This is a genomic window from Streptomyces sp. NP-1717, assembly GCF_022695985.1.
In the GTDB taxonomy this organism is placed as follows: domain Bacteria; phylum Actinomycetota; class Actinomycetes; order Streptomycetales; family Streptomycetaceae; genus Streptomyces.
In genome coordinates, this window is sequence record NZ_JAAPBF010000042.1 from 1 (window position 1) to 25,120 (window position 25,120).

At 71.7% G+C, this 25,120-nt stretch carries 24 protein-coding genes; 11 read left to right on the forward strand and 13 right to left on the reverse strand.

The annotated features are described in order from the left end of the window. The first annotated feature begins 183 nt into the window (after window positions 1-183). Entirely contained in the window at window positions 184-1,725 is a 1,542-nt protein-coding gene (hutH, locus tag GXP76_RS12105) for a histidine ammonia-lyase (protein ID WP_242571521.1), read from the forward strand. A 63-nt stretch (window positions 1,726-1,788) separates the two neighbouring features. On the opposite strand, the gene GXP76_RS12110 is transcribed toward hutH, so the two are convergent. Next, a complete protein-coding gene (locus tag GXP76_RS12110) occupies window positions 1,789-2,058 on the reverse strand; it encodes a hypothetical protein (RefSeq protein ID WP_242571522.1) in 270 nt (89 codons plus the stop codon). A 114-nt stretch (window positions 2,059-2,172) separates the two neighbouring features. On the opposite strand from GXP76_RS12110, the gene GXP76_RS12115 reads away from it, so the two are divergent. The 3 genes from GXP76_RS12115 to GXP76_RS12125 all read left to right on the forward strand — a co-directional run bounded on the left by GXP76_RS12115 (window position 2,173) and on the right by GXP76_RS12125 (window position 5,213). Beyond that, the gene (locus GXP76_RS12115; protein ID WP_242571493.1) at window positions 2,173-2,580 is read left to right on the forward strand and encodes a hypothetical protein; all 408 of its coding nucleotides are present in this window, start codon (window positions 2,173-2,175) and stop codon (window positions 2,578-2,580) included. 179 nt (window positions 2,581-2,759) lie between these two features. After that, window positions 2,760-4,028, forward strand: coding sequence for an Ig-like domain-containing protein (locus GXP76_RS12120; protein ID WP_242571494.1), 1,269 nt, complete (start codon window positions 2,760-2,762; stop codon window positions 4,026-4,028). Between the two features lie 192 nt (window positions 4,029-4,220). After that, window positions 4,221-5,213, forward strand: coding sequence for a GNAT family N-acetyltransferase (locus GXP76_RS12125; protein ID WP_242571495.1), 993 nt, complete (start codon window positions 4,221-4,223; stop codon window positions 5,211-5,213). A gap of 24 nt (window positions 5,214-5,237) precedes the next feature. On the opposite strand, the gene abc-f is transcribed toward GXP76_RS12125, so the two are convergent. The 4 genes from abc-f to GXP76_RS12145 all read right to left on the reverse strand — a co-directional run bounded on the left by abc-f (window position 5,238) and on the right by GXP76_RS12145 (window position 10,294). Then, window positions 5,238-6,857: a ribosomal protection-like ABC-F family protein gene (abc-f, locus tag GXP76_RS12130; protein ID WP_242571496.1), complete on the reverse strand. Its 1,620-nt coding sequence runs from the start codon at window positions 6,855-6,857 to the stop codon at window positions 5,238-5,240. Between the two features lie 255 nt (window positions 6,858-7,112). Further along, window positions 7,113-7,820 (reverse strand): phosphotransferase, encoded by a 708-nt coding sequence (locus tag GXP76_RS12135; protein ID WP_242571497.1) that lies wholly within the window; start codon window positions 7,818-7,820, stop codon window positions 7,113-7,115. Between the two features lie 29 nt (window positions 7,821-7,849). Continuing rightward, window positions 7,850-8,950, reverse strand: a complete 1,101-nt coding sequence (locus GXP76_RS12140) for a hypothetical protein (protein ID WP_242571498.1) — start codon at window positions 8,948-8,950, stop codon at window positions 7,850-7,852. A gap of 240 nt (window positions 8,951-9,190) precedes the next feature. Next, a complete protein-coding gene (locus GXP76_RS12145) occupies window positions 9,191-10,294 on the reverse strand; it encodes a hypothetical protein (protein ID WP_242571499.1) in 1,104 nt (367 codons plus the stop codon). A gap of 66 nt (window positions 10,295-10,360) precedes the next feature. On the opposite strand from GXP76_RS12145, the gene GXP76_RS12150 reads away from it, so the two are divergent. After that, a complete protein-coding gene (locus GXP76_RS12150; protein WP_242571500.1) occupies window positions 10,361-11,506 on the forward strand; it encodes a cystathionine gamma-synthase in 1,146 nt (381 codons plus the stop codon). 29 nt (window positions 11,507-11,535) lie between these two features. Here the strand turns inward: GXP76_RS12150 and GXP76_RS12155 are convergent, their stop codons facing one another. From GXP76_RS12155 to GXP76_RS12165, 3 genes are read right to left on the reverse strand one after another with little or no spacing between them, the layout of a single operon-like run. Beyond that, window positions 11,536-11,787, reverse strand: a complete 252-nt coding sequence (locus tag GXP76_RS12155; RefSeq protein WP_242571501.1) for a hypothetical protein — start codon at window positions 11,785-11,787, stop codon at window positions 11,536-11,538. After that, window positions 11,784-12,287 (reverse strand): sigma factor-like helix-turn-helix DNA-binding protein, encoded by a 504-nt coding sequence (locus GXP76_RS12160; protein WP_242571502.1) that lies wholly within the window; start codon window positions 12,285-12,287, stop codon window positions 11,784-11,786. Before GXP76_RS12160 ends, GXP76_RS12155 begins: the two co-directional genes overlap by 4 nt. 30 nt (window positions 12,288-12,317) lie before the next feature. Further along, window positions 12,318-12,977 carry a MarR family winged helix-turn-helix transcriptional regulator gene (locus GXP76_RS12165; protein ID WP_374360719.1) on the reverse strand — a complete coding sequence of 220 codons (660 nt, stop codon included), beginning with the start codon at window positions 12,975-12,977 and terminating at the stop codon, window positions 12,318-12,320. Between the two features lie 162 nt (window positions 12,978-13,139). Here GXP76_RS12165 and ilvA point away from each other — a divergent pair, with 162 nt between their 5' ends. From ilvA to GXP76_RS12180, 3 genes are all read left to right on the forward strand, one after another. Further along, window positions 13,140-14,405, forward strand: coding sequence for a threonine ammonia-lyase (ilvA, locus tag GXP76_RS12170; protein ID WP_374360722.1), 1,266 nt, complete (start codon window positions 13,140-13,142; stop codon window positions 14,403-14,405). A 223-nt stretch (window positions 14,406-14,628) separates the two neighbouring features. Continuing rightward, the gene (locus GXP76_RS12175) at window positions 14,629-15,702 is read left to right on the forward strand and encodes an ATP-binding cassette domain-containing protein (protein WP_242571503.1); all 1,074 of its coding nucleotides are present in this window, start codon (window positions 14,629-14,631) and stop codon (window positions 15,700-15,702) included. Further along, window positions 15,699-16,571 (forward strand): ABC transporter permease, encoded by an 873-nt coding sequence (locus tag GXP76_RS12180; protein ID WP_242571504.1) that lies wholly within the window; start codon window positions 15,699-15,701, stop codon window positions 16,569-16,571. The genes GXP76_RS12175 and GXP76_RS12180 overlap by 4 nt, the downstream gene beginning before the upstream one ends. A 55-nt stretch (window positions 16,572-16,626) precedes the next feature. Here GXP76_RS12180 and greA read toward each other — a convergent pair whose 3' ends face one another. Both greA and GXP76_RS12190 read right to left on the reverse strand, forming a co-directional pair. After that, window positions 16,627-17,124, reverse strand: a complete 498-nt coding sequence (greA, locus tag GXP76_RS12185) for a transcription elongation factor GreA (RefSeq protein ID WP_242571505.1) — start codon at window positions 17,122-17,124, stop codon at window positions 16,627-16,629. Between the two features lie 218 nt (window positions 17,125-17,342). After that, window positions 17,343-17,753, reverse strand: a complete 411-nt coding sequence (locus GXP76_RS12190; protein WP_242571506.1) for a DUF4307 domain-containing protein — start codon at window positions 17,751-17,753, stop codon at window positions 17,343-17,345. A gap of 84 nt (window positions 17,754-17,837) precedes the next feature. Between GXP76_RS12190 and mca the strand changes: the two genes are divergently transcribed. Continuing rightward, window positions 17,838-18,719 (forward strand): mycothiol conjugate amidase Mca, encoded by an 882-nt coding sequence (gene mca, locus GXP76_RS12195; RefSeq protein ID WP_242571507.1) that lies wholly within the window; start codon window positions 17,838-17,840, stop codon window positions 18,717-18,719. Window position 18,720: 1 nt separating this feature from the next. After that, window positions 18,721-18,957, forward strand: a complete 237-nt coding sequence (locus GXP76_RS12200; RefSeq protein WP_242571508.1) for a hypothetical protein — start codon at window positions 18,721-18,723, stop codon at window positions 18,955-18,957. Between the two features lie 643 nt (window positions 18,958-19,600). Here GXP76_RS12200 and GXP76_RS12205 read toward each other — a convergent pair. Continuing rightward, window positions 19,601-22,822 (reverse strand): tetratricopeptide repeat protein, encoded by a 3,222-nt coding sequence (locus GXP76_RS12205; RefSeq protein ID WP_242571509.1) that lies wholly within the window; start codon window positions 22,820-22,822, stop codon window positions 19,601-19,603. 350 nt (window positions 22,823-23,172) lie between these two features. On the opposite strand from GXP76_RS12205, the gene GXP76_RS12210 reads away from it, so the two are divergent. Next, entirely contained in the window at window positions 23,173-23,553 is a 381-nt protein-coding gene (locus GXP76_RS12210; protein WP_277993291.1) for a helix-turn-helix domain-containing protein, read from the forward strand. A 130-nt stretch (window positions 23,554-23,683) separates the two neighbouring features. On the opposite strand, the gene GXP76_RS12215 is transcribed toward GXP76_RS12210, so the two are convergent. Both GXP76_RS12215 and GXP76_RS12220 read right to left on the reverse strand, forming a co-directional pair. Further along, window positions 23,684-24,295 carry an ATP-dependent Clp protease proteolytic subunit gene (locus GXP76_RS12215; protein WP_242571510.1) on the reverse strand — a complete coding sequence of 204 codons (612 nt, stop codon included), beginning with the start codon at window positions 24,293-24,295 and terminating at the stop codon, window positions 23,684-23,686. Continuing rightward, on the reverse strand, window positions 24,292-24,963 hold the full coding sequence (locus GXP76_RS12220; RefSeq protein ID WP_242571511.1) for a ClpP family protease: 672 nt from the start codon (window positions 24,961-24,963) through the stop codon (window positions 24,292-24,294). Before GXP76_RS12220 ends, GXP76_RS12215 begins: the two co-directional genes overlap by 4 nt. Between the last annotated feature and the right edge of the window lie 157 nt (window positions 24,964-25,120).

Genomic DNA, 25,120 nt, shown 5'->3' on the forward strand with positions numbered 1-25,120 from the left:
ACCCCGCCCCCCTCACGCCGGTGGTCCCGACGGTCACCGACCGTCGTCCACCGACCCGCGCCACAACAAGCCCGGCCGGCGATTGAGGCCGAAACGGTCCGCAGCCGCGAACGGCACCGCAACCGCACCCCCCTCTCGCTAGTGACACGTTGAGTTTCAATCCGTACGCTCCTGAATATGGATATGCACACTGTCGTCGTGGGGCCGGCCGGCACCACCGCCGAGGATGTCGTCGCCGTCGCCCGCGGCAACGCCCGCGTCGAGCTCTCCGCCGACGCCCTCTCCGCCCTCGCCGCCGCCCGCGAGATCGTCGACGCGCTCGCCGCCAAGCCCGAGCCCGTCTACGGCGTCTCCACCGGCTTCGGCGCGCTCGCCAGCCGCGCCATCGGTCCGGACCTGCGCGGGCGGCTCCAGCGCAACATCGTGCGGTCGCACGCCGCCGGCATGGGCCCCCGCGTCGAGCGCGAGGTCGTGCGGGCGCTGATGTTCCTGCGGCTCAAGACCGTCGCGTCCGGGCACACCGGCGTACGCCCGCTGGTCGCGCAGACCATGGCGGACGTACTGAACGCCGGGATCACGCCCGTCGTGCACGAGTACGGCTCCCTCGGCTGCTCCGGCGACCTCGCGCCGCTCTCCCACTGCGCGCTGACGCTGATGGGCGAGGGTGACGCGGAAGGACCGGACGGCGTGCTGAAGCCCGCCGGCGAGCTGCTGGCCGCGCACGGCATCAAGCCCGTCGAGCTGCGGGAGAAGGAGGGGCTCGCGCTTCTCAACGGCACCGACGGAATGCTCGGCATGCTGGTCATGGCACTCGCCGATCTCCAGCGGCTCTACACCTCCGCCGACATCACCGCCGCGCTGACCCTGGAGGCCCTGCTCGGCACCGACAAGGTCCTCGCCCCCGAGCTGCACGCCATCCGTCCGCACCCCGGCCAAGGCGCCAGCGCCGACAACATGCTGCGGGTGCTCGCCGGGTCCGGGCTGACCGGCCACTTCCAGGAGGACGCGGCGCCCCGCGTGCAGGACGCGTACTCCGTGCGCTGCGCCCCGCAGGTCGCCGGCGCGGGCCGGGACACCCTCGCGTACGCCCGGACCGTCGCGGACCGCGAGCTGGCCTCCTCCGTCGACAACCCGGTGGTGCTGCCGGACGGCCGCGTGGAGTCCAACGGCAACTTCCACGGCGCCCCCGTCGCCTACGTCCTGGACTTCCTCGCGATCGTCGCCGCCGACCTCGGCTCCATCGCCGAGCGCCGCACCGACCGGCTGCTCGACAAGAACCGTTCGCACGGTCTGCCCGCCTTCCTCGCGGACGACCCCGGCGTCGACTCGGGCCTGATGATCGCCCAGTACACCCAGGCCGCGCTGGTCAGCGAGATGAAGCGGCTGGCCGTCCCGGCGTCCGTCGACTCCATCCCGTCGTCGGCGATGCAGGAGGACCACGTCTCCATGGGGTGGTCGGCGGCGCGCAAGCTCCGTACCGCCGTCGGGAACCTGACCCGCGTCGTCGCCGTCGAGCTGTACGCGGCGACCCGCGCGATCGAGCTGCGTACGGGCCTGATGCCCGCGCCCGCCTCGCTCGCCGTCATCGAGGCGCTGCGCGCGGCGGGAATAGAGGGCCCGGGCCCCGACCGGTTCCTGGCCCCGGATCTCGCGGCGGCCGACGCGTTCGTGCGCGAGGGCCTGCTGGTGGCGGCGGTGGAGCCGGTGACCGGCCCGCTGGCCTGAGCCCCGGGACACGTGAAGGGGGCCGCCCGGCCGGGCGGCCCCCTTCGTCTGTCTACCGCCGCGTCAGAGCGCGGACGCGCCTCTGCGTGAGTGCGCGACGAACGCCGCACCCACGCACAGGAACGCCGTCCCGGCGATCAGGTAGGGCGTGGTGTCCACGCCCGCTCCCGTCTCGGCGAGGGTGAGGCCTGCCGAGGTCTCCCGGTCGGCTGCGGCGGACTGCTGCTGATCCGTGCTCTGCTCGCCCGTGGCGTTCGCCGAGGGGACGAACCACATGGCGCAGAGCAGGATCCCGGCGGCTACGGCCGTGAGCAGCGGTCGGCGTACGGACACGTACACGTAATCGATCTCCCTTGGGAAAACGCCGAATTGGCTGGGTGCGCTGATGCTAGTGAAAGCAGCGGGTCGCGGGAAAGTCGCCCGGGGCCGGGGGCCTACTCTCCGGTTATGAGCACTCCGGAGACATCCCGCTTTGTCCGTCTGCACGTCGAACTAGTACTGGAGATCGACGATCCGCGGGCGCTGACCGCCGCCGCGCTGACCCGTATCGCGACGGACGATTCCCTGCCGGCCGAGGAACGCGAGCATGCCAGGTCGGCGGTGGGGGAAGACGCGGCAGAGGCCCTCGCGTATCTCGTGGAGCCGTCGGAGCTGGTCGGCGAGGTGCCCGGGGTGGAGCTCGCCCAGGCGTCGTGGAGCAGTGAGCGGATCGAGTACGACCCGAAAACCCTGGAATGGGATCTGGACGAGTACGACGAGGCGGAAGGTGACAATGGTGACGCGGAGGGTGTCGGTGACGGTGACGGTGACGTTGGTGTCGGCGGTGGGGAGATCGGCCGCCCCGGCGGGATCTAGTCCGCGGGCGTGACACCCTTGTTCCCGGGGCGCTGTGTGACGCGCGCCCCGGGGCTGACAGAAGCGCCGCTCGTGTACATCCCGAAGTGCGAGTGGCGTTGCACACATCTTCGTCCGATGTGGAACCGGACGAACCGGCACGGGTGTTCTTAAAGGTCATGGGCAGGGAATCGGCGACGATGGAGAAGCGTGTGATGACGAACGGCAAGCGGCGCAAGGGCCTGACGGCCGCGTCCGCACTGCTCGGCGGGGTTCTGGTGCTCTCGGCCTGTAGCGGTGGCGACGGTGACAAGGACGCCGGAGCCGAGCGTTCGAAGGATTCGCAGGCGCAGGTGGACGAGGCCGCGGCGAAGGACACGTCCGAGGCCCAGATAGCCATCTCGCCCAAGAACGGCGCCGACAACGCGAGCATCAACAACGCCGCCAAGGTCACCGTCACCAAGGGCACGCTCACCAAGGTCGAGATGACCACCGCGGAGGGGGCCGCCGTCAAGGGCACCCTGGCCGCCGACGCGAAGAGCTGGAAGCCGGACGGCCAGCTGGAGCGCTCGACGACGTACAAGATCGTCGCCACGGCGAAGGACTCCAAGGACCGCGAGGCCCACGAGAACTCCTCCTTCACCACCGTCTCGCCGGACAACAGCTTCATCGGCAACTTCACGCCCGAGGACGGTTCGACCGTCGGCGTCGGAATGCCGGTCTCGCTCAACTTCGACAAGGGCATCACCGACAAGGCCGCCGTGCAGGGCGGGATCACCGTCACGTCGAGCAGCGGCCAGGAGGTCGTCGGTCACTGGTTCAACTCGCAGCGCCTGGACTTCCGCCCCGAGCAGTACTGGCAGGGCGGCTCCACCGTCACCCTGAAGCTCGCGCTCGACGGCGTCGAGGGCGCGGACGGTGTCTTCGGGGTCCAGCAGAAGACGGTCACCTTCAAGATCGGCCGCAATCAGGTGTCGACGGTCGACACCAAGGCCAAGACGATGACCGTCCAGCAGGACGGCAAGACGATCAAGACGATCCCGATCTCCGCCGGCTCCCCGGAGAACCCGACGTACAACGGTCAGATGGTGATCTCCGAGAAGTTCAAGGAGACCCGGATGAACGGTGCCACGGTCGGTTTCACGGACGACGACGGCAAGGGTGAGTACGACATCAAGGACGTCCCGCACGCGATGCGGCTCTCCACGTCGGGCACCTTCATCCACGGCAACTACTGGGGCGACGACTCGATCTTCGGTTCGACCAACACCAGCCACGGCTGTGTCGGTCTGAACGACGTGAAGGGCGCGAACGACCCCGGCCAGCCGGGTGCCTGGTTCTTCGACAACTCCATCGTCGGTGACGTGGTCGTCGTCAAGAACTCCCCGGACAAGACCATCCAGCCCGACAACGGCCTCAACGGCTGGAACCTGAGCTGGGCCGACTGGCAGGCCGGTTCCGCCGCCTGATCCCGCCCCTTCTCAGTCCCGTCCCGTACCGCGGCGGCACCCGATCCGGGTGCCGCCGCGGTGTGCGTGGGCAAGACTTATGAGGATTGTGTGCCCTTCCGTGCAACCAACGGCGCGGAAAGGCGGTCTCACTGTCCGGGAAGCGCCGACAACTCGGGGGCGCGGACCCGGTAGTGAGCGTAGGTTCGGATCATGCTGATGACTCTGGGAACCCCGCCGTCGGAGGCGGAGACAGACGCCTGGCATGACGTGATCGCGGCTGCCCATCTCCAGGACGTGCCCGCTTCCGTCCCGGAACCCGGCCGTACGGAGACCGCCGGGAAGTTGCGCGTGCAGTCGCCCAACGCGCGGATGGTCCATCTGGTGTCGTCGGCTCCCGACGGGTCGTACGACGGCGTCGCCACGCTGCTGCTGTTCACCGAGGAGAGCAACCGGCACACCGCCTTCCTCGACGCCCTGGTCGTCCGTCCCGAGGCCAGACGCCGGGGCGTGGGCGCCGCGCTCTGGGGCGCGATACGGGCCGAACTGGCCGCCGACGGGCGCGGTTCGGTCTCCACCATGCTCGAAGTGGGTGGCGCCGGCGAGGCGTTCGTCGACGGCCTGGGATTCGCCAAGGTGCTGCCGCTGACCTGGTACGTCCAGCGGGTCCGGGAGGCGGACGCCGCACTGCCCGAGCCGCGACTGCCCGACGGCTACCGCTTCGCGGACTGGGACGGCGTCGTGCCGGACGCGCTGGCCGACGAGTTCGCGCGGGCGCACGACGTGATGCGCGACGCCCCCGGCGGCGGTGTGGAAGAGCTGACGCCGCGCTGGGACGCGGAGCGGGTACGCGGCGCCGCCCGGCTCGTCGACGACCGCGGCGGCATCCTCCTCACCTCGGTGGTGCTGGCGGAGAACGAGGGCGGTGGCGCGGGGAGCATCGCCGCGTACAGCGAACTCGTCCTGCGCGACCCGTCCCACACCCGGGCGCTCCAGTACGACACGGTGGTCGTACCGGAGCACCGGGGGCGCGGACTCGGCCGGGCGGTCAAGCGCCATCTGCTGGGCACGCTCGCCGAACGCCATCCCGGAGTACGGGAGATCAGTACCAGCGTCGCCGACGACAACGCGCCGATGCTGGCCGTGAACGCGGCGCTCGGCTACCGGCGCGAGAGGCCGGCCGGGATCTTCCAGGCCAAGCTCTAGCCAACCGGCGGGTGTCGGGCCGTCTCAGCCCTCCGTCACCACCCTTCCCGCACGCAACTCCAGCCGCTCGCCCGCGAATTCGCCCCGGAAGCGGCGGTCGTGCGAGACCACCACCACAGCGCCCGCGTACGAGGCGAGCGCCCGCTCCAGATCCTCCACCAGGCTCAGCGCCACATGGTTCGTCGGCTCGTCCAGGATCAGCAGATCGGCGGGGACCGTCAGCAGCCTCGCCAGTTCGAGCCTGCGCCGCTGACCCACCGAGAGCCCGGCCACGGGCACCGGCAGGTCCTCCTCCCGGAACAGCCCGAGAGCCAGCAGCTCGTCCCTGTGCTCATCGGGCAGCCCCCGGCGGCCCGCCGCGAACGCCCCCAGCAACGACAGCCGCGGGGCCGTCGCCGCCGTGGGCAACTCCTGTGCCAGATAGCCGACCTGGGCCGTACGGTGGGCGCTGCCCGCGTCCGGCGGGAGATCCCCGGCCAGCACCCGCAGCAGCGTGGTCTTGCCCGCGCCGTTGGGCCCGTCGACCAGCAGCCGGGCCCCCGCCTTCACCTGGAGCGCGTCCACCCGCAGCCGGTCCCCGACGGCGACGCCCGACAGCTCCGCCAGGATCCCGTCCGCTCCGGTGGTGGCCGGGTCGGCCGCGAACGTGAGCGGCTCCGGCGGCGCGGGCACCGGCTCCCGCTCCAGCCGTTCCAGCCGTACCCGCGCCGCCCTGACCTGGCCGGACAGCTTCGCCTCGTGCGAACGGCGGTGCTTGCCGAAGCCCTGCCCGGGATCCTTCCCGGTGGCCGCGAGCCGTTGCCCGGCGGCGGCGACCAGCTCCTTCGTACGGGCCAGGTCCGCCAGATACTCCTGGTGGTCCTGCTCCCAGCGGTGGCGGGCCGCGGCCTTGGCCGTGCGGTAGCCGTTCCAGCCGTCGCCGTACCGCGTCACGGCGCGGGTGTCGCGGTCGACCTCCAGGATCGTCGTCGCGACGCGCTCCAGGAACGCGCGGTCGTGGGTGACGGCGACCACCGTCCCGCGGTGCGCCCTGAGCTGGTCCTCCAGATAGGTGGTGGCCCGGAGATCGAGATGGTTGGTCGGCTCGTCGAGCAGCAGCAGCTCGGGCGCCGAAGCCAGGACGCAGGCCAGCGCCACCCGGGACTGCTCGCCGCCGGAGAGCGAACCGAGCGGGCGCTCCCGGCCGACATGGGCGAGCCCGAGCCCGTGCATGGCTGCGTCGACGCGGGCGTCCGCAGCGTAGCCGTCGCGGTCCTCGTAGGCGGTCAACAGATCGCCGTACGCGGCCAGTTCGGCTTCGGTGGCGTCGGCGAGCGACGCTTCGGCGGCGCTGATCCGGCGTTCGAGCTCCCGCAGGTCCGCGAGGGCCGCGTCGACAGCGGCCTGCACGGAGCTGCCGGGATCGAGCCCGAGGGTCTGGGAGAGATACCCGACCCCGCCGGGGAACAGGACGGTGACCTCACCGCCGTCCGGCCGCTCGGCCCCGGCCAGCAGCCGCAGCAGGGTGGACTTCCCCGAGCCGTTCTCCCCGATGACACCGGCCCTCTCACCGGGCCGGACGGACAGTGACACCTGATCGAGGACGGTCCGGTCGCCGTACGACTTCGAGACGTCTCTCAACGACAATTGGGCGCGTTCGCGCATGCTTCTTCCCTGAAAGTGACATGCCCGCGAAAGTGCGCGCGTCGGCGCACGGCGGAGCAGGGTGATGTCGGACGGGCGGAGAGAAGGGGACGCCGGCGGTCCGCTACGGGACCTGGGCCGGGGCGTCCGCGCCCGGAATCAGCGGAAGTAGTAGTACGAGTACGAACCCATGTGGCCGAGTGTAACGAGGGGCGCCCGAGCGCGCCCCGGTATTTCTTCCGGCCGCGCTCACGACCGTGCGCACGACCCGCGCCGCTACAGCTTCGCCGCCAGCTCGAAGGCGTGGGCCGACACCCACGTGTACGCGGCCCGTACGTCGTCCACCACGCCCCGCTCGCGCAGCGCGGCCGTCGCCGGATCACCTCGGTCGGCCGACTCGTCGATGCCGCGCCAGCAGCGGTCCTGCCACCACAGGATCGTGCGGACGATGCCGTCGCGGTCGTCGAGCCCGTAGGCGTCGCAGACCAGGGTGATCCGGCGGGCCGCCTCCGCGACGTCCGGCACCCGGGGGCCGAGGTCCAGATACTGCCAGCAGACATGGGCGACGTCGTGGATACGGTCGCCGGGGGCCGCGAGGTCCCAGTCGATGAGGGCCACGGGCAGCCCGTCGGCGTAAACGGTGTTCCTGGGCGACAGGTCGTTGTGGCACACGACTTCGCGCCCGGCGGCGAGCGGCGATCCGGCCGTCAGGTCGTGGAACTCCCTGACGAGCTCCGCGACCCGCGCCAGCCGCGCGTCCGACAACGGCAGGGAGACCTGCCCCTCGACGTACTGAAGTACCTCGCGCCCCTGCTCGTCCACGCCCCGGTAGCGGGGCGCCCCGCCCCAGCCCCGCGCCTCGAACAGTTCCAGCAACTCCCTTGTGTACGCGGCCCGTCGAACCGACGGCGCCGAGCGCCGCACGGTGTCACCGACCCGTACGACCTCGTTGATGAACCCACCTGGCAGAGGAGTCTCGTCCATACCCCCCACGATGCCAGGCCCCCGGCCCGTCACACGCCCCGTCGGATACGGGAGCGGGCCTCCGCGCCGCGTATCGCCTTCGTGCGGGTCGCCGTGAAGAACGCCGCCGGGTCGCGGCGGGAGCGCCAGGGGAGGGCGTGCACATAGCCGTCGACCAGGCGGAACTGGTCCAGGGCCTCGTCGTGCCTGCTCTGGCGCGTCAGGAAGTACGCCAGCAGATGCCGCACCTCCGGGAGCCGCGGATGCTCGGCGGGCGCCTGCTCCGCGTCCGCCAGGGCGGCGTCGACCAGCGCCGTCAGCCCCGGATCCGTGTAGTCGCGGGCGGTCGCCGCGGCGTCGTGGTGGTCGAACCAGGCGATCAGCGGGAACGCCGTCATCAACGTGCCCAGCGGCGCGTCCGCCGTGGCCTGCGCGGCGAACTCACGGGCCAGTTCGGCCGAGCCGTGCCACCGCGCGCTCCAGTACTGGACGGCGGCCTCGTGCGCCCCGTACAGCGGCGCCGACGTGGGATGCGGGGTACGGGCCGTGATCTCCGCCCACAGCCCGCGCATCCGCTCCGGGCCGTAGCCCACGCCCAGTGCCGTACGGATCTCGACGATGTACGGCGTCGGGTCGTCCGGGCCCAGCTCCACCGCGCGGGCCGTGTCGGCGCGCACCTCGGGCAGCAGCTCGTGGAAGCGGTCCGTCTGCTCCGGCGTCGTGTGATCGGAGTACGGCGAGCCCCGCAGCAGCCACGCGCGCGCGACCGTCGCCGACGCCTGGACCAGCTCCGCGTCCGCGTCGGCGGCGGGGGAGCCGGCGGGGCGGGCCGCCCGCCACGACCGCAGCCAGGAGTCCTGCCGGGCCGCCGCCTCGCCCAGTACACGCGCGTAGAGCGCACGGCGCTCCCAGTCCCGTTCCTTGCCCGTCCACGCCAGCAGCTCCGCCGCCGCCTCCCAGCGGCCCGCCCCCGCCTCGGCCAGCGCACGCTCCAGCGCGGCGTCCGGTCCGGCCAGCTCCGCGTTCTGCCGGTCCCTGGGCAGCAGCCCCAGCTCCGTCTCCGTACCGACCAGCGAGGACACGCTCCGGCGGGCCTTCAGCCAGAACCAGATACCGAACGCGAAGAGGACGAAGGGCAGAACGCGTGCCATCGGATGGCCCCCCAGGGGTACGGAGATCAGGTGAAGGTACGGTGTGGGGGATCTGCGGAGTATGCACCACCGCAGGTCAGCGCGGCAATGGCGCCTGTTGCCCGGGTGGCACCACACGACGGGCCATGGGGCCCTGGCCGGAGAGCGCCGCGGAGGTTGCGAGGCTCGTGGGCGCGCCTGTCCCCAATCGCCGGACGGGCTCGGAATTGAGCCCGTCCGGCGATTGAGGACACAGCCCCACTACCTGGGCAGCGTCGCCGGGCTGCCGCCGTTCGCCTCGTAACCCGCCACCGCCAGCGCCCGGTACAGCGTGTACATCGCCGCCGGGTCCTCGCTGTGCGTCCACGGCATCGCGCCGACGTGACCGTCCACCCGGACGAACTGGTTCATCGCCTCCGACCACCGCTCCGCCCGCACCAGGAAGACGATCAGCAGATGCCGTACGTGCGCGAGCATCGGATCGTCGGCGCGCGCCGCGTGCACCGCGAACAGCGCGCCCTCCATCGCCTTCGACACCACCGCGCTGCGGTAGAAGTCCCGTACCAGCGCGATCTCCGGCAGATGCTCGTACACCGCGAACAGCGGCAGCGCGGCCAGCAGCGAGCCCTGCGGGGCCCGCGCCGCCGACGCCGTCGCGAACCGGTCGGCGTCCTGGCGAGAGCCGTGCCACTTCTCGCACCAGTAGTGCAGCGCCGCGAGATGCGCGCCCATGTGGTCCGGCGCCCGGTCGATGACCTTCGCCCACAGCTGGTCGAACCGCTCGTGCGGATAGCCGAGCCCACGGGCCACGGCCAGCTCGATGATGTACGGCACGGGGTCGCCCGGCGCCAGCAGCGCCGCGTCGCCGCAGACCGAGCGGGCCTCCTCCAGGATGATCCGGAAGTCGTCCGTGCCGGCCGCCGACGAGCGCCACGCCTGCTGCACGAGGAACTCCGCGTGCACCTGTGCGCCGCCCGCGTCCTTCGGCGACTCCGAGCGCCACGCCCGCAGCCACGCGCCGCCGACACCGGGCTTCTGCTGGAGTTCCAGCGCCGCCGCGCCCGCGAAGGCCTGGACGCGCTGCCAGCGCACCTCGCCCTCCTTGGCGGTCCCGGCGAGCAGCTGCGCCGCCGCACGCCAGTCCTGGGTGCGCTGTACGACGTCGAGTACGTCGAGAAGATCCTGGTCCGGCCCGGGGAGCCGGATGTCCAGCTCCTCCTGCCGTATGAACTCGTACGAATCCGGGTCGGCGGCATCGGGCGCGCCGGGCTCGACCATGCGGATGCCACCGCGGCGGCGGCGCAGATACGGGCCGACGACGGCCGCGACCAAGCCCATCGCGATCAGGAACCAGAGAATCTCCATGCGATCCATTGTCCCGGACGCGGACTGCTCTCTGAGCCGGGCTTGATCCGGCTACCCTCGGGCCTCATGACCGACGAGCACAGCTTCGAGACGATCGCGATCCACGCGGGGAACACTGCTGATCCCCTCACCGGCGCGGTCGTTCCCCCCATCTATCAGGTGTCCACGTACAAGCAGGACGGCGTGGGCGGACTGCGCGGCGGCTACGAGTACAGCCGCAGCGCCAACCCCACGCGCTCCGCGCTGGAGGAGAATCTGGCGGCCCTGGAGGGCGGCCGGCGCGGGCTCGCGTTCGCGTCCGGTCTCGCCGCCGAGGACTGCCTGCTCCGTACGCTGCTGTCGCCGGGCGATCACGTCGTGATCCCCAACGACGCGTACGGCGGCACCTTCCGGCTCTTCGCGAAGGTCGTCTCGCGCTGGGGCGTGGAGTGGTCGGTGGCCGACACCTCCGACGCCGCGTCGGTACGGGCGGCCCTGCGGCCCCGTACGAAGGCGATCTGGGTCGAGACCCCGTCGAACCCGCTCCTGGGCATCAGCGACATCGCGGCCCTCGCCGAGGTCGCCCGCACCGCCGGAGCCAAGCTCGTCGTCGACAACACCTTCGCGAGCCCCTACCTCCAGCAGCCGCTCGCCCTGGGCGCCGATGTCGTCGTGCACTCGACGACCAAGTACATGGGCGGTCACTCGGACGTCGTCGGCGGCGCGCTGGTCACCGCCGACAACACGCTCGCCGACGAACTCGCCTACCACCAGAACGCGATGGGCGCGATCTCCGGACCGTTCGACGCGTGGCTGGTACTGCGCGGTGTGAAGACCCTCGCCGTCCGGATGGACCGGCACAGCGAGAACGCGACGCGCGTCGCCGAGATGCTGGCCCGGCACCCGAAGGTCGCCAAGGTCTACTACCCGGGCCTGCCCGAGCACCCCGGGCACGAGATCGCCGCCAAGCAGATGAAGTCCTTCGGCGGCATGGTGTCCTTCCAGGTCGCCGGCGGCGAGCAGGCGGCCATCGAGGTCTGCGGCCGGGCGAAGGTCTTCACGCTGGGGGAGTCCCTCGGCGGTGTCGAGTCGCTGATCGAGCACCCGGGCCGGATGACGCACGCCTCGGCGGCGGGCTCACCGCTGGAGGTGCCGGACGACCTGATCCGGCTGTCGGTCGGCATCGAGTCCGCCGACGATCTGCTGACGGACCTTCAGCAGGCCCTGGCCTGACGGCGGCCGGGCGACAGGCGCCCGGCCCGCTACCAGCCCTCCAGCGGCGGCGTCTTGTCTGACGGCGGGACCGACCACGGCTCCACGGCCGACGCCCAGACCGCGAAGGCGATCACGGCCACCGTGACGAGCGTCCAGAACAGCAGGCGCCAGGTGCGCCTGCGGTTCAGGATGCGGGTACCGAGAGTGGTCGCGCGGGCCGTCAGGTCGGCGGGGACCGGCGGATGCGGCACGTCGAGCATCCGGCGGACCTCGTCCTCCTTACGGCTGTGGCCGCTCATCGCGTCGCCTGCCGGTGCAGCAGCGACAGCGGCCAGTGCGGCGCCGGACGGCGATGCGGCTCGGGCTGCCGCATCGCGACGACCGCCCGCGCGCAGATCGCGCGCACCCGGTCGCCCGGCAGCCCGATCAGCGCCGCCGTCTGCTCCTCGGCGACCCCCTCGCACAGCCGCAGCACGAGGATGAGCCGTTCCTGCGGGCTGAGCCTGCCGAGCAGGCCCTCACCCGTGCGCGGGTGGTACCGCCAGGCGCCGCGCGCGTAGCGGTTGGCGATCTCCTGGCGGGCTCGGTCGTACGGGTCCTCGCCGCGCAGCCGGTCCCAGTCCGCGTACGTACGGGCCAGGGCGGCCGTCAGCAGGCGCTCGGCGCGGGGCTTGCTGTCGGCGGACTCACCCGTCAGCAGGGTGGCGGTGTGCAGCAGTCGGCCTGCCGCGCCCGCGACGAACGCCTCGAACTCACGGGCGCGACGACGATCCGTACCCGTCTGCTGTCGCTGTCGCACACCTCATATGAGGACAGACCCCGGCCCAGGTCAAGAGGCCGGCGACGGCTCCGTGCCGGCCGGTTCGTCCGCGGAGGCCCGGTTCGCGGCCGGTTCGGCCGGCGCGGGGCCCGACTGCCGTGCGGACAGGGCGGAGTTGAACCGGGTGAGGAGGGTGCAGAACGATTCCCGTTCCTCCTCCGTCCAGCCGTCCGTGACCTGCGACATCAGCTCGCGGCGTGAGGAGCGGACCTCTTCGAGGCGGTTGAGACCGCGCACCGAGAGTTCCAGGACGACGGCGCGGCCGTCCTCCGGGTGGGACGTGCGCTTGACCAGGCCGGTGTCGACGAGTGGCGCGACCTGGCGGGTGACGGTGGAGGAGTCGATCCCCATCCCCGCGGCCAGCGCCTTGACGCCCATCGGGCCTTCCAGATCAAGGCGGTTGAGCAGGAGATAGGCGGCGCGGTCCATGGAGTTGCGCACCTGGCCGACGCCGCCGAGACGGGTCTGTTCCGCCCGCCGGGCGAACACGGCCACCTGGTGCTGGAGCGCGTCGAGAAGTGGGGCGTCGCCGGTGCGTGCGTCGCCGGTGACGACGGATTCGGTACCGACGGAAGGTGCCGGTGCGGACGCTAAAGGTGCGGAGCCGGAGGGGTCGGAACCGGGGGGTTCGGAGCCGGAGCCCGGGGAGGCCGACACAGCGGAAGTCATGTCCTGAGTAGGGGGCATGGCTGGGGCTCTCTCGTGCGGTGGTCGGTTGGTGGGGGACAGAGTACGCGGCCCCGCCGTTGGCCGTACGGGCCCCGCGTAAACCTGTGGACGGGCCCTCGTTCCGGGCGGCCGACCGGCGGATGAGCTGGGAGACTGGCGGTCATGACCTTCGGTACGTCGCGTCCCTCCGGATCATTCACTTCCGCTTCCTCGCGCGGCTCCGTGCCGCCGCCGATCCTCGACGACATCCGCGGGGCGCAGAAGATGCTCACCGGTGTGGCACGGATGACCGCGATGGAGGGCAGCAGACATCTGACCCACCTGGTCGGCGCACCGGTCCACCTGAAATGCGAGAACCTCCAGCGCACGGGGTCGTTCAAGCTGCGCGGCGCGTATGTGCGCATCGCCGGTCTCTCGCCCGAGGAGCGCGCGGCCGGCGTCGTCGCGGCCAGCGCGGGCAACCACGCGCAGGGCGTCGCGCTCGCGTCGACCCTGCTCGGCGTGCGCTCCACCGTGTTCATGCCGCTCGCGGCGCCGCTGCCCAAGGTGGCCGCGACCCGTGAGTACGGCGCGGAGGTACGGCTGCACGGCCAGGTCGTCGACGAGACACTGGCCGCCGCGCAGGAGTACGCGCGCGAGACCGGCGCGGTCTTCATCCACCCCTTCGACCACCCCGACATCATCGCCGGACAGGGCACGGTGGGCCTGGAGATCCTGGAGCAGTGCCCGGAGGTACGGACGGTCCTCGTGGGTCTCGGCGGCGGCGGGCTCGCCGCGGGCATCGCGCTGGCGGTCAAGTCGGTGCGGCCGGACGTCGCGGTGATCGGCGTGCAGGCGGAGGGCGCCGCCGCGTACCCGCCCTCGCTGCGGGCCGGGCGGCCGATGTCGATCGGCGAGCAGCAGACGATGGCGGACGGCATCAAGGTGGGCCGGCCCGGCGAGATCACGTTCCCGATGATCAGGGACCTGGTCGACGAGGTGCGCACGGTGTCCGAGGACGAGCTGTCCAGCGCGCTGCTGCTCTGTCTGGAGCGCGCGAAGCTGGTCGTGGAGCCGGCCGGGGCGAGCACGGTCGCCGCGCTGCTGAGCACGCCGAAGGCGTTCCGGGGGCCGGTGGTCGCCGTGCTGTCGGGCGGCAATGTGGACCCCCTGCTGATGCAGCGGATCCTGCGGCACGGGATGGCGGCGGCCGGGCGCTACCTGGGGCTGCGGCTGCGGATCACCGACCGGCCGGGGGCGCTCGCGACGCTGCTCGGGGTGCTGTCGGTGGCCGACGCCAACGTCCTCGACGTGGGCCACGTGCGGACCGATCCGCGGCTCGGGCTGACGGAGGCGGACGTGGAGCTGCGCCTGGAGACGAAGGGGCCCGAGCACTGCGCGGACGTGGAGGCGGCGCTGCGCGAGGCGGGCTACACGATCCTGGGCTGAGCGGGCGTGCGGACCGGGTGCCCGAGCGGGCCGGGCGGCTGAGTGTCCGGCTGTCCGCGTGTCCGAGTGGCGCGTCATCACCTTTACGTAGTGCTTACTCAATCCCCTTGTCTGTCGCGATGTATCGCGTTAGCTTCGGAGTTCGCCGCCGGTCGGCTTAAGCTGGTCGCTGGCGCGGATCGCACCATTTGTACGAATCTGACACAACTCTGGGAGTACCCCTATGCCAGGCGCCATCTATGCCGAAGGCCTGGTCAAGACGTTCGGCGACGTACGAGCGCTGGACGGCGTCGATCTCGATGTCCCCGAAGGAACGGTTCTGGGTCTGCTCGGCCCCAACGGCGCGGGCAAGACCACCGCGGTCCGTGTGCTGACGACCCTGCTCCAGCCCGACAGCGGCAAGGCCGTCGTCGCGGGCATCGACGTGCTCAAGCACCCCAACGAGGTGCGCAGGAACATCGGACTCTCCGGCCAGTTCGCGGCGGTCGACGAGTATCTGACAGGCCGCGAGAACCTCCAGATGGTCGGCCAGCTCTACCAGCAGAGCGCCCGCGCCGCGAAGGCCCGGGCCGCCGAACTGCTGGAGCGCTTCAACCTCGGCGACGCCGCCGACCGCACCGCCAAGACCTACTCCGGCGGCATGCGCAGGCGCCTGGACCTCGCGGCGGCCCTCGTCGTCTCCCCGCCGGTGATGTTCATGGACGAACCGACGACCGGCCTCGACCCGCGCAACCGCCAGCAACTGTGGGGAATCATCGAGGAGTTGGTCGCGGGCGGTACGACCCTGCTGCTCACCACCCAGTATCTGGAAGAGGCCGACCACCTGGCGCACGACATCTGCGTCATCGACCACGGCCAGGTCATCGCGCGCGGCACCGCCGATCAGCTCAAGGCCCGCACGGGCGGCGAGCGGGTCGAGGTCGTCGTCCACGAACGCGACCAGATCACCCCGACCCACGACGTACTCGCCGGCTTCGGCAAGGGCGACGTGATGGTCGCCCAGCACACCCGCAAGCTCACCGTCCCGGTCACCGGCGGAGCGAAACTGCTCGCCGAGATCATCAGGGAACTCGACGCCCGGGGCGTCGAGATCGACGACATCGGGCTGCGCCGCCCCACCCTCGACGACGTCTTCATCTCCCTCACCGGCCACGCGGCCGAGGAGGGCCAGGACAGCGGCGACGGTCCGGCGCGGGGCACCGCCCCCGGCATCTCGCCGGCCAGGAAGCCCGGCGACACGGCGAGCACGGCCGCGAGCACGAGCACGACCACGGACCCGAAGGAGAGCGCCAAGTGAGCGCCGTAACCGAGGCCTCGCCGAAGGCCCTCGCCCCACGTCCGCGCGGCGGCGTCGTCCAGTCCGTCCGCGACTCGCTCGTGGTCGCCAAGCGCAATCTGATCCGGATGCTCCGCATCCCGGAGATGATCGTCTTCGGGCTGATCCAGCCCATCATGTTCGTGGTGCTCTTCACCTACGTCTTCGGCGGCTCCATCAACATCCCCGGCGCCCCCGCCGGCAGCGCCCAGGCCTACCGCGAGTTCCTGATGGCGGGCATCTTCGCGCAGACCGTCACCTTCGCCACGGCGGGCGCGGGCGCCGGAATCGCCGACGACATGCACAAGGGGCTCATCGACCGGTTCCGCTCACTGCCCATGGCACGCGGCGCGGTCCTCACCGGACGTACGCTCGCCGACCTCGTACAGACCGCCCTGACGCTCGTCGTCCTCGCGGTCGTCGCGCTGCTCATCGGCTGGCGCACGCACGAGAACATCGGCAGCGTGCTCGCCGGCTTCGCGCTGCTGCTCTTCCTCGGCTACGCGTTCTCCTGGATCGGCGCGCTGATCGGGCTCATCGTCCGCACACCGGAGGCCGCCACGTCCGGCGGGCTGATCTGGCTCTTCCCGCTGACGTTCATCTCCAACGCCTTCGTACCGGTCAACGGCATGCCGACGTTTCTCCAGCACGTCGCGGAGTGGAACCCCTTCAGTGCGACCGTGCAGGCGGCGCGCGAGCTGTTCGGCAACACGATCCCGGGCCGCGAGGCGTCGGTGACCGGGGCGTGGCCCATGGAGCACCCGATCTGGGCCTCGCTGATCTGGTCGGTCCTGATCATCGTGGTGTTCCGCACACTGGCCGTACGGCGCTACCGCTCGGCCACCGCGTAGGACGACATCCGTTTCCGGGCGCCGGACGGGCTACGGGCCCGTCCGGCGCCACGGCTCAGCCCTGGTAGGGCTTCGCGGCCAGGATCTTCACCGAGGCCGTGCTGCCGTTCGGCAGCTCGTACTCCGCTTCCTCGCCGACCTTCTTGCCGTTCACGCCGACGCCGAGGGGCGACTGCGGCGAGTACGTCTCGATGTCGGAGCTCGCGTATTCACGCGATGCCATCAGGAACGTCAGGGTGTCGTCCTCGTCGCCGTCGAACGCGATCGTCACGACCATGCCCGGCTCCACGATCCCGTCGTCCGCCGGAGCCTCGCCCACCTTGGCGTTCTGCAGGAGCTGGGTCAGCTGGCGTACCCGCAGTTCCTGCTTGCCCTGCTCCTCCTTGGCCGCGTGGTACCCGCCGTTCTCCTTCAGGTCCCCCTCCTCGCGGGCTGCCTCGATCTTCTGGGCGATCTCGACGCGCGCGGGACCAGACAGGTATTCCAGCTCGGCCTTGAGCTGGTTGTACGACGCCTGGGTGAGCCAGGTGACGTTCTCGCTGGTCTGGGTCACAGGTGCTCCTCGTAGGTACTGGGAATACAAAGCAACGCCCTACCCAGAAGGATTGTGCCTTCTCGGGCGGGCGAAACCACGAGCCTAACAATTCCGCGGCGTGAGAGCAGGACGAAAGGCATCAGAATCACATCAACGCAGGTCAGCGGCGCGAACCTGGAGGAATGCCGGGGAGGGTCAGAGTCGGACCCGGCGTGCCGGGACGTGGACCACGTCTGTCAGCCGGCGTCCGCCGTACACCCGACGAGCTCCGCGCTCGTCGCGCTCACGGTCGTACGGACGGTCACGATCTGGTCGATCCGGGTCTCCGGGCCCCCGACACGGACGTCCTTGCGGCCCACCTCGGCGCCGTCCTCCCCGCGCGAACGAAGCGTGCACGTGCCGGCCGCGTCCCGGTCCTTGCGGACTTCGAGATGGACCTCGACCGAGGTGTCCGATACCCGCTTGAATTTGATGACCTCGCCCGAGACACTCTGGCCTGCCACATAGTCGTAACCGAACCAGCCGACGAGCGCGAGCAGGCCGACGCCGAGCACCGAGCCGACGATCTTGAGCTTGCGGTCCGCGCGCTCGTCCGACGAGCGGCCGTAACGGTCCTCGGGAAGAACCGGTGTGCGTACCGCGGTCATGATCGTTCCCCTCCGGAATTTTCCGTGCCTCGGTTCCGTCACTATAGAAGCCGCCCGATGCGACAAATCACTGAGGACCGAGTCTTGACTGACCAGCTGCGTTTGATGGCCGTGCACGCCCACCCCGACGACGAGTCGAGCAAGGGCGCGGCCACGATGGCCAAGTACGTATCCGAGGGGGTGGACGTGCTGGTCGTGACCTGCACCGGAGGCGAGCGCGGCTCCATCCTCAACCCGAAACTGCAGGGTGACTCCTATATCGAGGAGCACATCCACGAGGTGCGCAAGAAGGAGATGGACGAGGCCAGGGAGATCCTCGGCATCAGACAGTCCTGGCTCGGCTACGTGGACTCGGGCCTGCCCGAGGGCGACCCGCTGCCGCCGCTCCCCGAGGGCTGCTTCGCGCTGGAGGACGTCGACGCGGCGGCTGGCCGGCTCGTGCGGATGATCCGCGAGCAGAAGCCGCACGTCGTCACGACGTACGACGAGAACGGCGGGTACCCGCACCCCGACCACATCATGACCCACAAGATCTCGATGGTGGCCTTCGAGTCGGCGGCGGACGCCGAGAAGTACCCCGAGGCCGAGTTCGGACCGGTCTGGCAGCCGCAGAAGCTCTACTTCAACCAGGGCTTCAACCGTCCCCGTACGGTCGCGCTGCACGAGGCGCTGCTGGCGCGGGGGCTCGAATCCCCCTACGGCGACTGGCTGGAGCGGTGGAAGGAGTTCGAGCGCGTGGAGCGGACGCTGACCACGCACGTGCCGTGCGCCGACTTCTACGAGATCCGCGACAAGGCGCTCATCGCGCACGCCACACAGATCGACCCCGACGGCGGCTGGTTCCGCGTTCCGATGGACGTCCAGCGCGAGGTCTGGCCGACCGAGGAGTACGAGCTGGCGAAGTCCTTCGTGGACACCTCCCTCCCCGAGAGCGACCTCTTCGCGGGCATCCGCGACAATGCCTGATATGTATGCGACCCAGGCAGTGACGCAGCTCGTCCCGCTCGCGAAGGAGCTGGACGAGAACAAGGTGACACCCGGCGTCCTCGGCTTCATCGTCTTCGCCGTGATGGCGTGCGCGGTGTGGCTCTTGATGAAGTCGATGAACCGCCACATGGGCAAGGTCGACTTCAAGGAGACGCCGGCGGACGGGGCGGAGCCCACGAAGGCGCCCGCGGCGCGGGTGGGCGACCCGACGACTTAGGACCCACGCGCGGGCCGCCCCTTTGGGGCGCGCGGTCCGCGACGCTGGCGGGTGCCGCGGGTGCCGCGGGTGCCGAGCCGCGGATGCCGCGGATGAACGGCTGCCCGGGCCCCGGCCCGGCGGCCCGGGGCGAAGCCGATGCCGTCGCCCTTCGCGGGGCGGTGAGAGCGCCCGGTTTACCGGTGCAGGCCGGGGGCGGTGGCCGTGCGGTGGCGCGTTTCCCTGTCCGCGAGCCGCCGCCGGCCGGTGCCCGTGGTGTCGGGCTCCGGTATCCGCATCGCTTCTACGGGTCCCCGTTGGCCGTGGGCTGGTGTGTCCGGCGGGTGGACGTGTCCGTTGTCCGCAAGCCGCCGCCAGGTGCGGTGTCGGCGGGGAGCCGGTGCTCGCGGTGTCGGGCTCCGGTATCGGGGGCGGCCGAAGGTCCCCATTCTCCGGTCGGCGGATCCGGAAGGGCGCGTTCGTCGGCCGCGTGCCGGTGCCAGGCGACGTGTCGGCGGGGCGCCGGTGCCCGCGGTGTCGCGCTCCGGCATTCGGTTCCCTTCTCCGGGGTCCCACTCTCCGGCCGGAGGGTCGGGGCCCGTCGGCCGAGTGCCGGCACTCGCGGTGCCGGTCGCCGCCGCGGGTGCCGGCCCTCCGGGCGGTGTCAGGTCTGTGCCGTCTCCACCGGGACGCCCATCACTTCCCGTGCGTGGCGGTTCGGGACCATGCCGAGGCGCCAGGCCTGCCAGCCGTCCTCCAGCGCGACGCCGCGCTCCAGCATCACCGAGAACGTCTCCGCGCACTCCTCCAGCTTGCCGTCGCGCGTCGCGTGGCGAGCCGCCGTCAGCTCCGCCAGCTCCTGTTCCGCCACCACGGACCCGACCTCGACGCCGCCCGCCGAGCCGTACGGCAGCAGCGTGCAGCGCAGGAAGCGGGCCCAGTCGGCGCCGCGGTGGTCGCCGTACGAGGTGAACAGCGCCGCCGCCTCGTCGCACAGCGCCAGCGCCTGGACCGCCTTGCTGTTGCCCGCGTCCACGATCGCCAGCTCCAGACACGTCCACGCCTCGCCGTGCGCGACACCGATCCGGCGGAAGTCCGCGCGGGCGTCGACCAGCAACTGCCGGGCGAAGCCCGAGTTACGGAGATTGCCCGTCTGCGCCGCCCGCTGGTCGCGGGTGACCCGGCCCGAGTGGTGCCGGGCGCAGGCCAGCCCGTACACGTCGCGCATCCGGGAGAACATCGAGCGCGCCCGCTCCAGTTCGCGTACCGCCTGCGCCGCGTCGCCGCACTCCTCCAGCGCCTGGCCCAGGTAGTACAGCGTCCACGCCTCGCCGCGCGCGTCCTCGTTGTCGCGGTGCCTGGCGAGCGCCTGGCGGAACTGGTCCGCCGCCGACTCCGGTTCGTTGTCCACCAGGCGGGCGCGCGCCAGCTGGGTCAGCGCCCAGGCCTCGCCGCGGCCGTCGCGGGTGCGGCCGTACAGGTCCAGCGCCTGGCCCAACTCCGCCTCGGCGCGCGGCACATCGCCCAGCCGCAGACAGACCTGCCCGAGCTGGAAGTGCGTCCACGCCTCACCGTGCAGCGACTCGCCCTCGCGGTGCAGGACGAGCGCCGTCGACAGCAGCGCGACCGCCTCGCCGAGATTCGCCCGGTCCCGCTCCACCGCCGCCAGCGCGTGCAGCGTCCACGCGCGGTCGGCCCCCAGCTCGGCCGGGGACTGGAGATCAAGCGCCTCGCGCAGCTTCGCCGACGCCTCCGTCAGATTGCCCTGGTGGTGCAGCGTGATCCCGAGCGAACAGAGCGCGCGGGCCACGCCCGCGTCGTGGTGCGCCTCGCGGTAGAGGTCGACCACCGACGTCAGGGTCGTACGCGCCTTGTCCAGCTCACCGAGCTGCCGGGCCGCGATACCCGTACGCCACTGCACGGAACGGGCCAGCAGCCCCTGGTCGACGGCCTGCGTCAACTCGCTGATCTCACCGAGCCGGTAGAGATCCCCGCGCAGCAGGCAGTAGTCGCAGAGCGCGCCGAGCAGGGCCAGTACGGCCGCCTGGTCGACACCCTCCGCGTGCCGCAGCGCGGCGGTGATGAAGCTCGACTCGTCGTCCAGCCAGCGCAGCGCCGCGTCGAGCGAGGAGAAGCCGTGGCCGCCGAACTGGTCGGCGCGCGTGGACGTCTTGCCGTCGACCAGCCGGATCACCGAGTCGGCGAGCTCCGAGTAGTTCTTGATGAGCCGTTCCTGCGCGGCCGTACGGTCCGCCGCCTCCTCCTCGTCCAGCAGCCGGGCGAGCGCGAAGTTCCGTACGACGTCGTGGAGCCGGTAGCGGCTGGCACGCACATGGTCGATCAGACCCGCGCGGGAGAGCACCGTCAGCAGCCGCTCGGCCTCCTGCTCGTCCGTGGCCAGCAGCGCGGCGGCGGCAGCGGCGCCCAGCGAGGCCCGTCCCGCCAGCGCGAGCCGCCGCAGCAGCCTGCGCCCCTGGTCGCTCTGATCGGTGTAGCGCAGCCACAGGGCGCGCTCGGCCGGGTCGACCGGGCCGTATGCCTCCAGGTCCGTGGCCAGCTGGTGCGACGTACGCGAACCGAGCGACGAGCCGGCGACACGCAGCGCCAGCGGCAGACCGCCGCACAACTCACCGATCCTGTCGACCGCCTGGGCGTCGTACGGCCCGCCCACCGGCTCCTCGCCGACGGCGCGCAGCAACTCCTCGCAGCCCGCGCCGTCCAGTGCCTCCACCGGCAACTGGTGCACCCACGCCGGGGTGTCCGCCGGCAGCTCTACCGGCTGACGAGCCGTCACGAGCACCAGGCTGTCGGAGCGTTCGGGCACCAGCGTGCGGATCTGCTCCGCGTCGGACGCGTCGTCCAGCACGATCGTCACCGGCAGACCGGTCAGATGCTGGTGGTACAGCTCGCTCAGCCGCCGCACCTGCTGCTCGGCCGACGACCGCTCACGGAACAGCAGTTGCTCGCGGGGCGCGCCCAGCCGGTTCAGCAGATGGAGCAGCGCGTCCCGCGTCGACAGCGGCGCCTCGCCCGCGTCGCCGCCCCGCAGGTCCACCACGCACGCCCCGCGGAACTGGTCCCGCAACTGGTGCGTCGCCCGCACGGCGAGGGTGGTCCGGCCGGACCCCGGGGCCCCGTACAGCACGACGACGGTCGGCTTCGTCTCCGTCGACGCGCGGGCCGCGTGCACCCAGCGCGCGATCTGCCCGATCGCCTCGCGCCGTCCCGCGAACGGCCCGTCGGACTGGGGGAGATGACCGAAGGACTGCTCCAGCACACTGCGCCGGCGGGCGGCGGCGCTGCGGTCGGAGCCGCGCAACTGCGGGACGACGGTGGGCTTCTTGGTCGTACGCCGCGTCGCCTGGGTCAGCACCCGCTGCTGGTCCAGGTACGGGCGGATGCCCCGTACCTCCAGGGCCGTCAGCCACTGGAGCCTCAACTGCTCGACGTCGCCCGGCTGTCCGGCCGACCCGCCACGCCCGGCACGGCCCGACGGGCGGCCGGTGGAAGCCACCTTCGCCACGGCCGTCGCGCCGCCCACGACCCCGACGATCACACCTGTGCCGACAGCCGTCTCCGCGCCCGTACCCAGAGCGACGTCCGCGACGACCGCCGACGCGGCGGCAACGACCGCCACCAGAGCGGGAGTTCCGAGCGCGCCCCTGCCGAACCGCTCCGACATCGGCCGCCGCGCGGCCTCCGCCTCGTCCGACGCCGCCACGTACAACGCGTACTCGTCGGCGGCGGACTCCGCGATGGCCTCCAACGCGCCCCGCCCGCGCGCCAGGAGGACATTGCCGTCGATCCGCCCGCCGGAGCGCCGCACCTCTTCCTCGACGGCGCGCACCAACAGCCGCTCCGCCTCCGTCCGATGGCTGTCCCGCATATGCATCCCCCTCCGAGAGCATCCGGTGCATTGGCCTGCCCCGGGCCCGTCCTGCGACCATGCCTCGCGTCAGTGTCCTGCGCGAGACGCGCGAGCGCGAGGCGGCCTGCCGGGCCCGCGGCGGCCAATGTCGCCGGTCCGGTGCCGGGTGCCTGCGCGCGTATCCGGTGCGTACGTGTGCCCGTACGTCGGCGTACGGGTGCCTGTACGTCCTGCCCGCGCGGCGCCCGTGTTACGCCCGCGGCGGAAAGAGCCCGGTCAGGGGCGCCGGCGCGTGGCCCGGGGGAGGGACCCCGGCTTACGCTCGGGACGGCGGGTGTCGTGCCGGTCCACAGCTGACGGAGGAATCCATGGGTGAAGGCGTCCTGCGTCCCGTTCCCGTTCATGTTCCCGGTACCGGTCCCGGCCGCGACGAAAGGCCCGACGAGCCGCTGATGCGGGACCTCGTGGGGGCCGCGCTGCGCCGGGCCCGGCTGCGGCAGGGCCGCACGCTGAAGGACGTCGCCGACCGGGCGCAGGTGTCCCTGCCGTATCTCTCGGAGATCGAGCGCGGGCGCAAGGAGCCGTCGTCCGAGGTGGTGGCGGCGGTCTGCCGCGCGCTCGGCCTGCACCTGGCCGACCTGGTGGGCGCGCTGCACTCCGACCTGTCGACGCCGTGGACCACCGCGCACCGGTCCTCGGTGCGGTCCGCCCGCGACGGCGGGACCGAGGCTCTGCTGCTCGCGGCGTGAGCCGCCGGACGGGCGGACCGGGCCCGTCCGGCGATCGGCGATCGAGGGCGCAGCTCTCGGCGTTTCGGCCCACCGGCCCACCGGCCCACCGGCCCACCGGCCCACCGGCCCACCGGCCCTGCGGTCCGCCCTACCGCCCGCGTCCCGCCAGTGCCCGGGTCGTGATCACACCGTCCACCAGGCCGTACTCCTTGGCCTGCGACGCCGTGAAGTACTTGTCCCGGTCGGTGTCCTCCCGCAGCCGTTCGACGCTCTGGCCCGTGTGGTGCGACAGGATGTCCTCGATCTCGGCCCTCGTGCGCAGCACCTCCGCCGCCTGTATCTCCAGATCCGCCGCCTCGCCCTGCCCCTGCGTGGACGGCTGGTGCAGCAGTACCCGTGAGTGCTGGAGCGCCGTCCGCTTGCCGGGCGCGCCCGCCGCGAGGAGTACGGCGGCGCCGGAGCCGGCCTGACCGAGACAGACGGTCGCGACGTCCGCCCGTACGAACTGCATCGTGTCGTAGATCGCGGTCAGCCCGGTGGCCGAGCCGCCGGGGGAGTTGATGTAGAGCTGGATGTCCACGTCGCTGCTCTCGTGGTCGAGATGGAGCATCTGCGCCATGATCACGTTCGCGACGCCGTCGTCGATCGGCGTGCCGAGGAAGACGATCCGCTCGGAGAGCAGCCGGCTGAAGACGTCGGAGGAGCGCTCGCCGTTGGGTGTCCGCTCGACGACCACGGGGACGGTGTACTGCCCGCTCATGCCGCCGCCCCCTCGCCCGTGGTGCCGGCGGTGCCCGCGGGCCCGAAGCCGAAACCGCTCGCCGCGTCACCGCCCAGCTCCGCCACACTCCGTACGACACGGTCGACGAAGCCGTACTCCTTCGCCTGCTCCGCCGTGAACCACCGGTCCCGGCGCTGGTCGGCCGCGATCGTCTCCAGGCTCTGGCCGCAGTGCTCCGCGATCAGCCGCTGCATGGTCAGCTTGGTGTACGCGAGATTCTCGGCCTGTACGGCGATGTCGGCGGCCGTCCCGCCGAGCCCGCCGGACGGCTGGTGCATCATGATCCGCGCGTTCGGCAGGGCGTAGCGCTTGCCGGGTGCCCCCGCGCAGAGCAGGAACTGGCCCATGCTCGCCGCGAAGCCCATCGCCAGGGTGGCGACGTCGTTCGGGATGAACCGCATGGTGTCGTAGATGGCCATGCCAGCGTGGACGGAACCACCCGGGCTGTTCACGAACAGGACGATGTCGCGCCCGGGGTCCTCCTGCGACAGGAGCAGGAGCTGGGCGCAGATCCGGTTGGCGATCGCGTCGTCCACCTGTTCGCCGAGCACCACGATCCTGCCGTGCTGCAGGCGGCCGGCGATCTGGTCGTCGAACGGCACCGGGGCGGCCACCGCCGCCGCGAGCCGTGGAACGGTCGAGAGCATGTCTTCCTCCGTGACCGGCCCCCGACGGCGGGCGCTCACCCACCTCGGCCGGTCCACTCCACCGTGCGGACGCGGCCCCCCGGGAGGCGAGCGATTCTGCCGTGCGGAGATCTCCTCCCGGCAGAGCGGCGCGCCGGATTGAAGACCAACCGGCAAC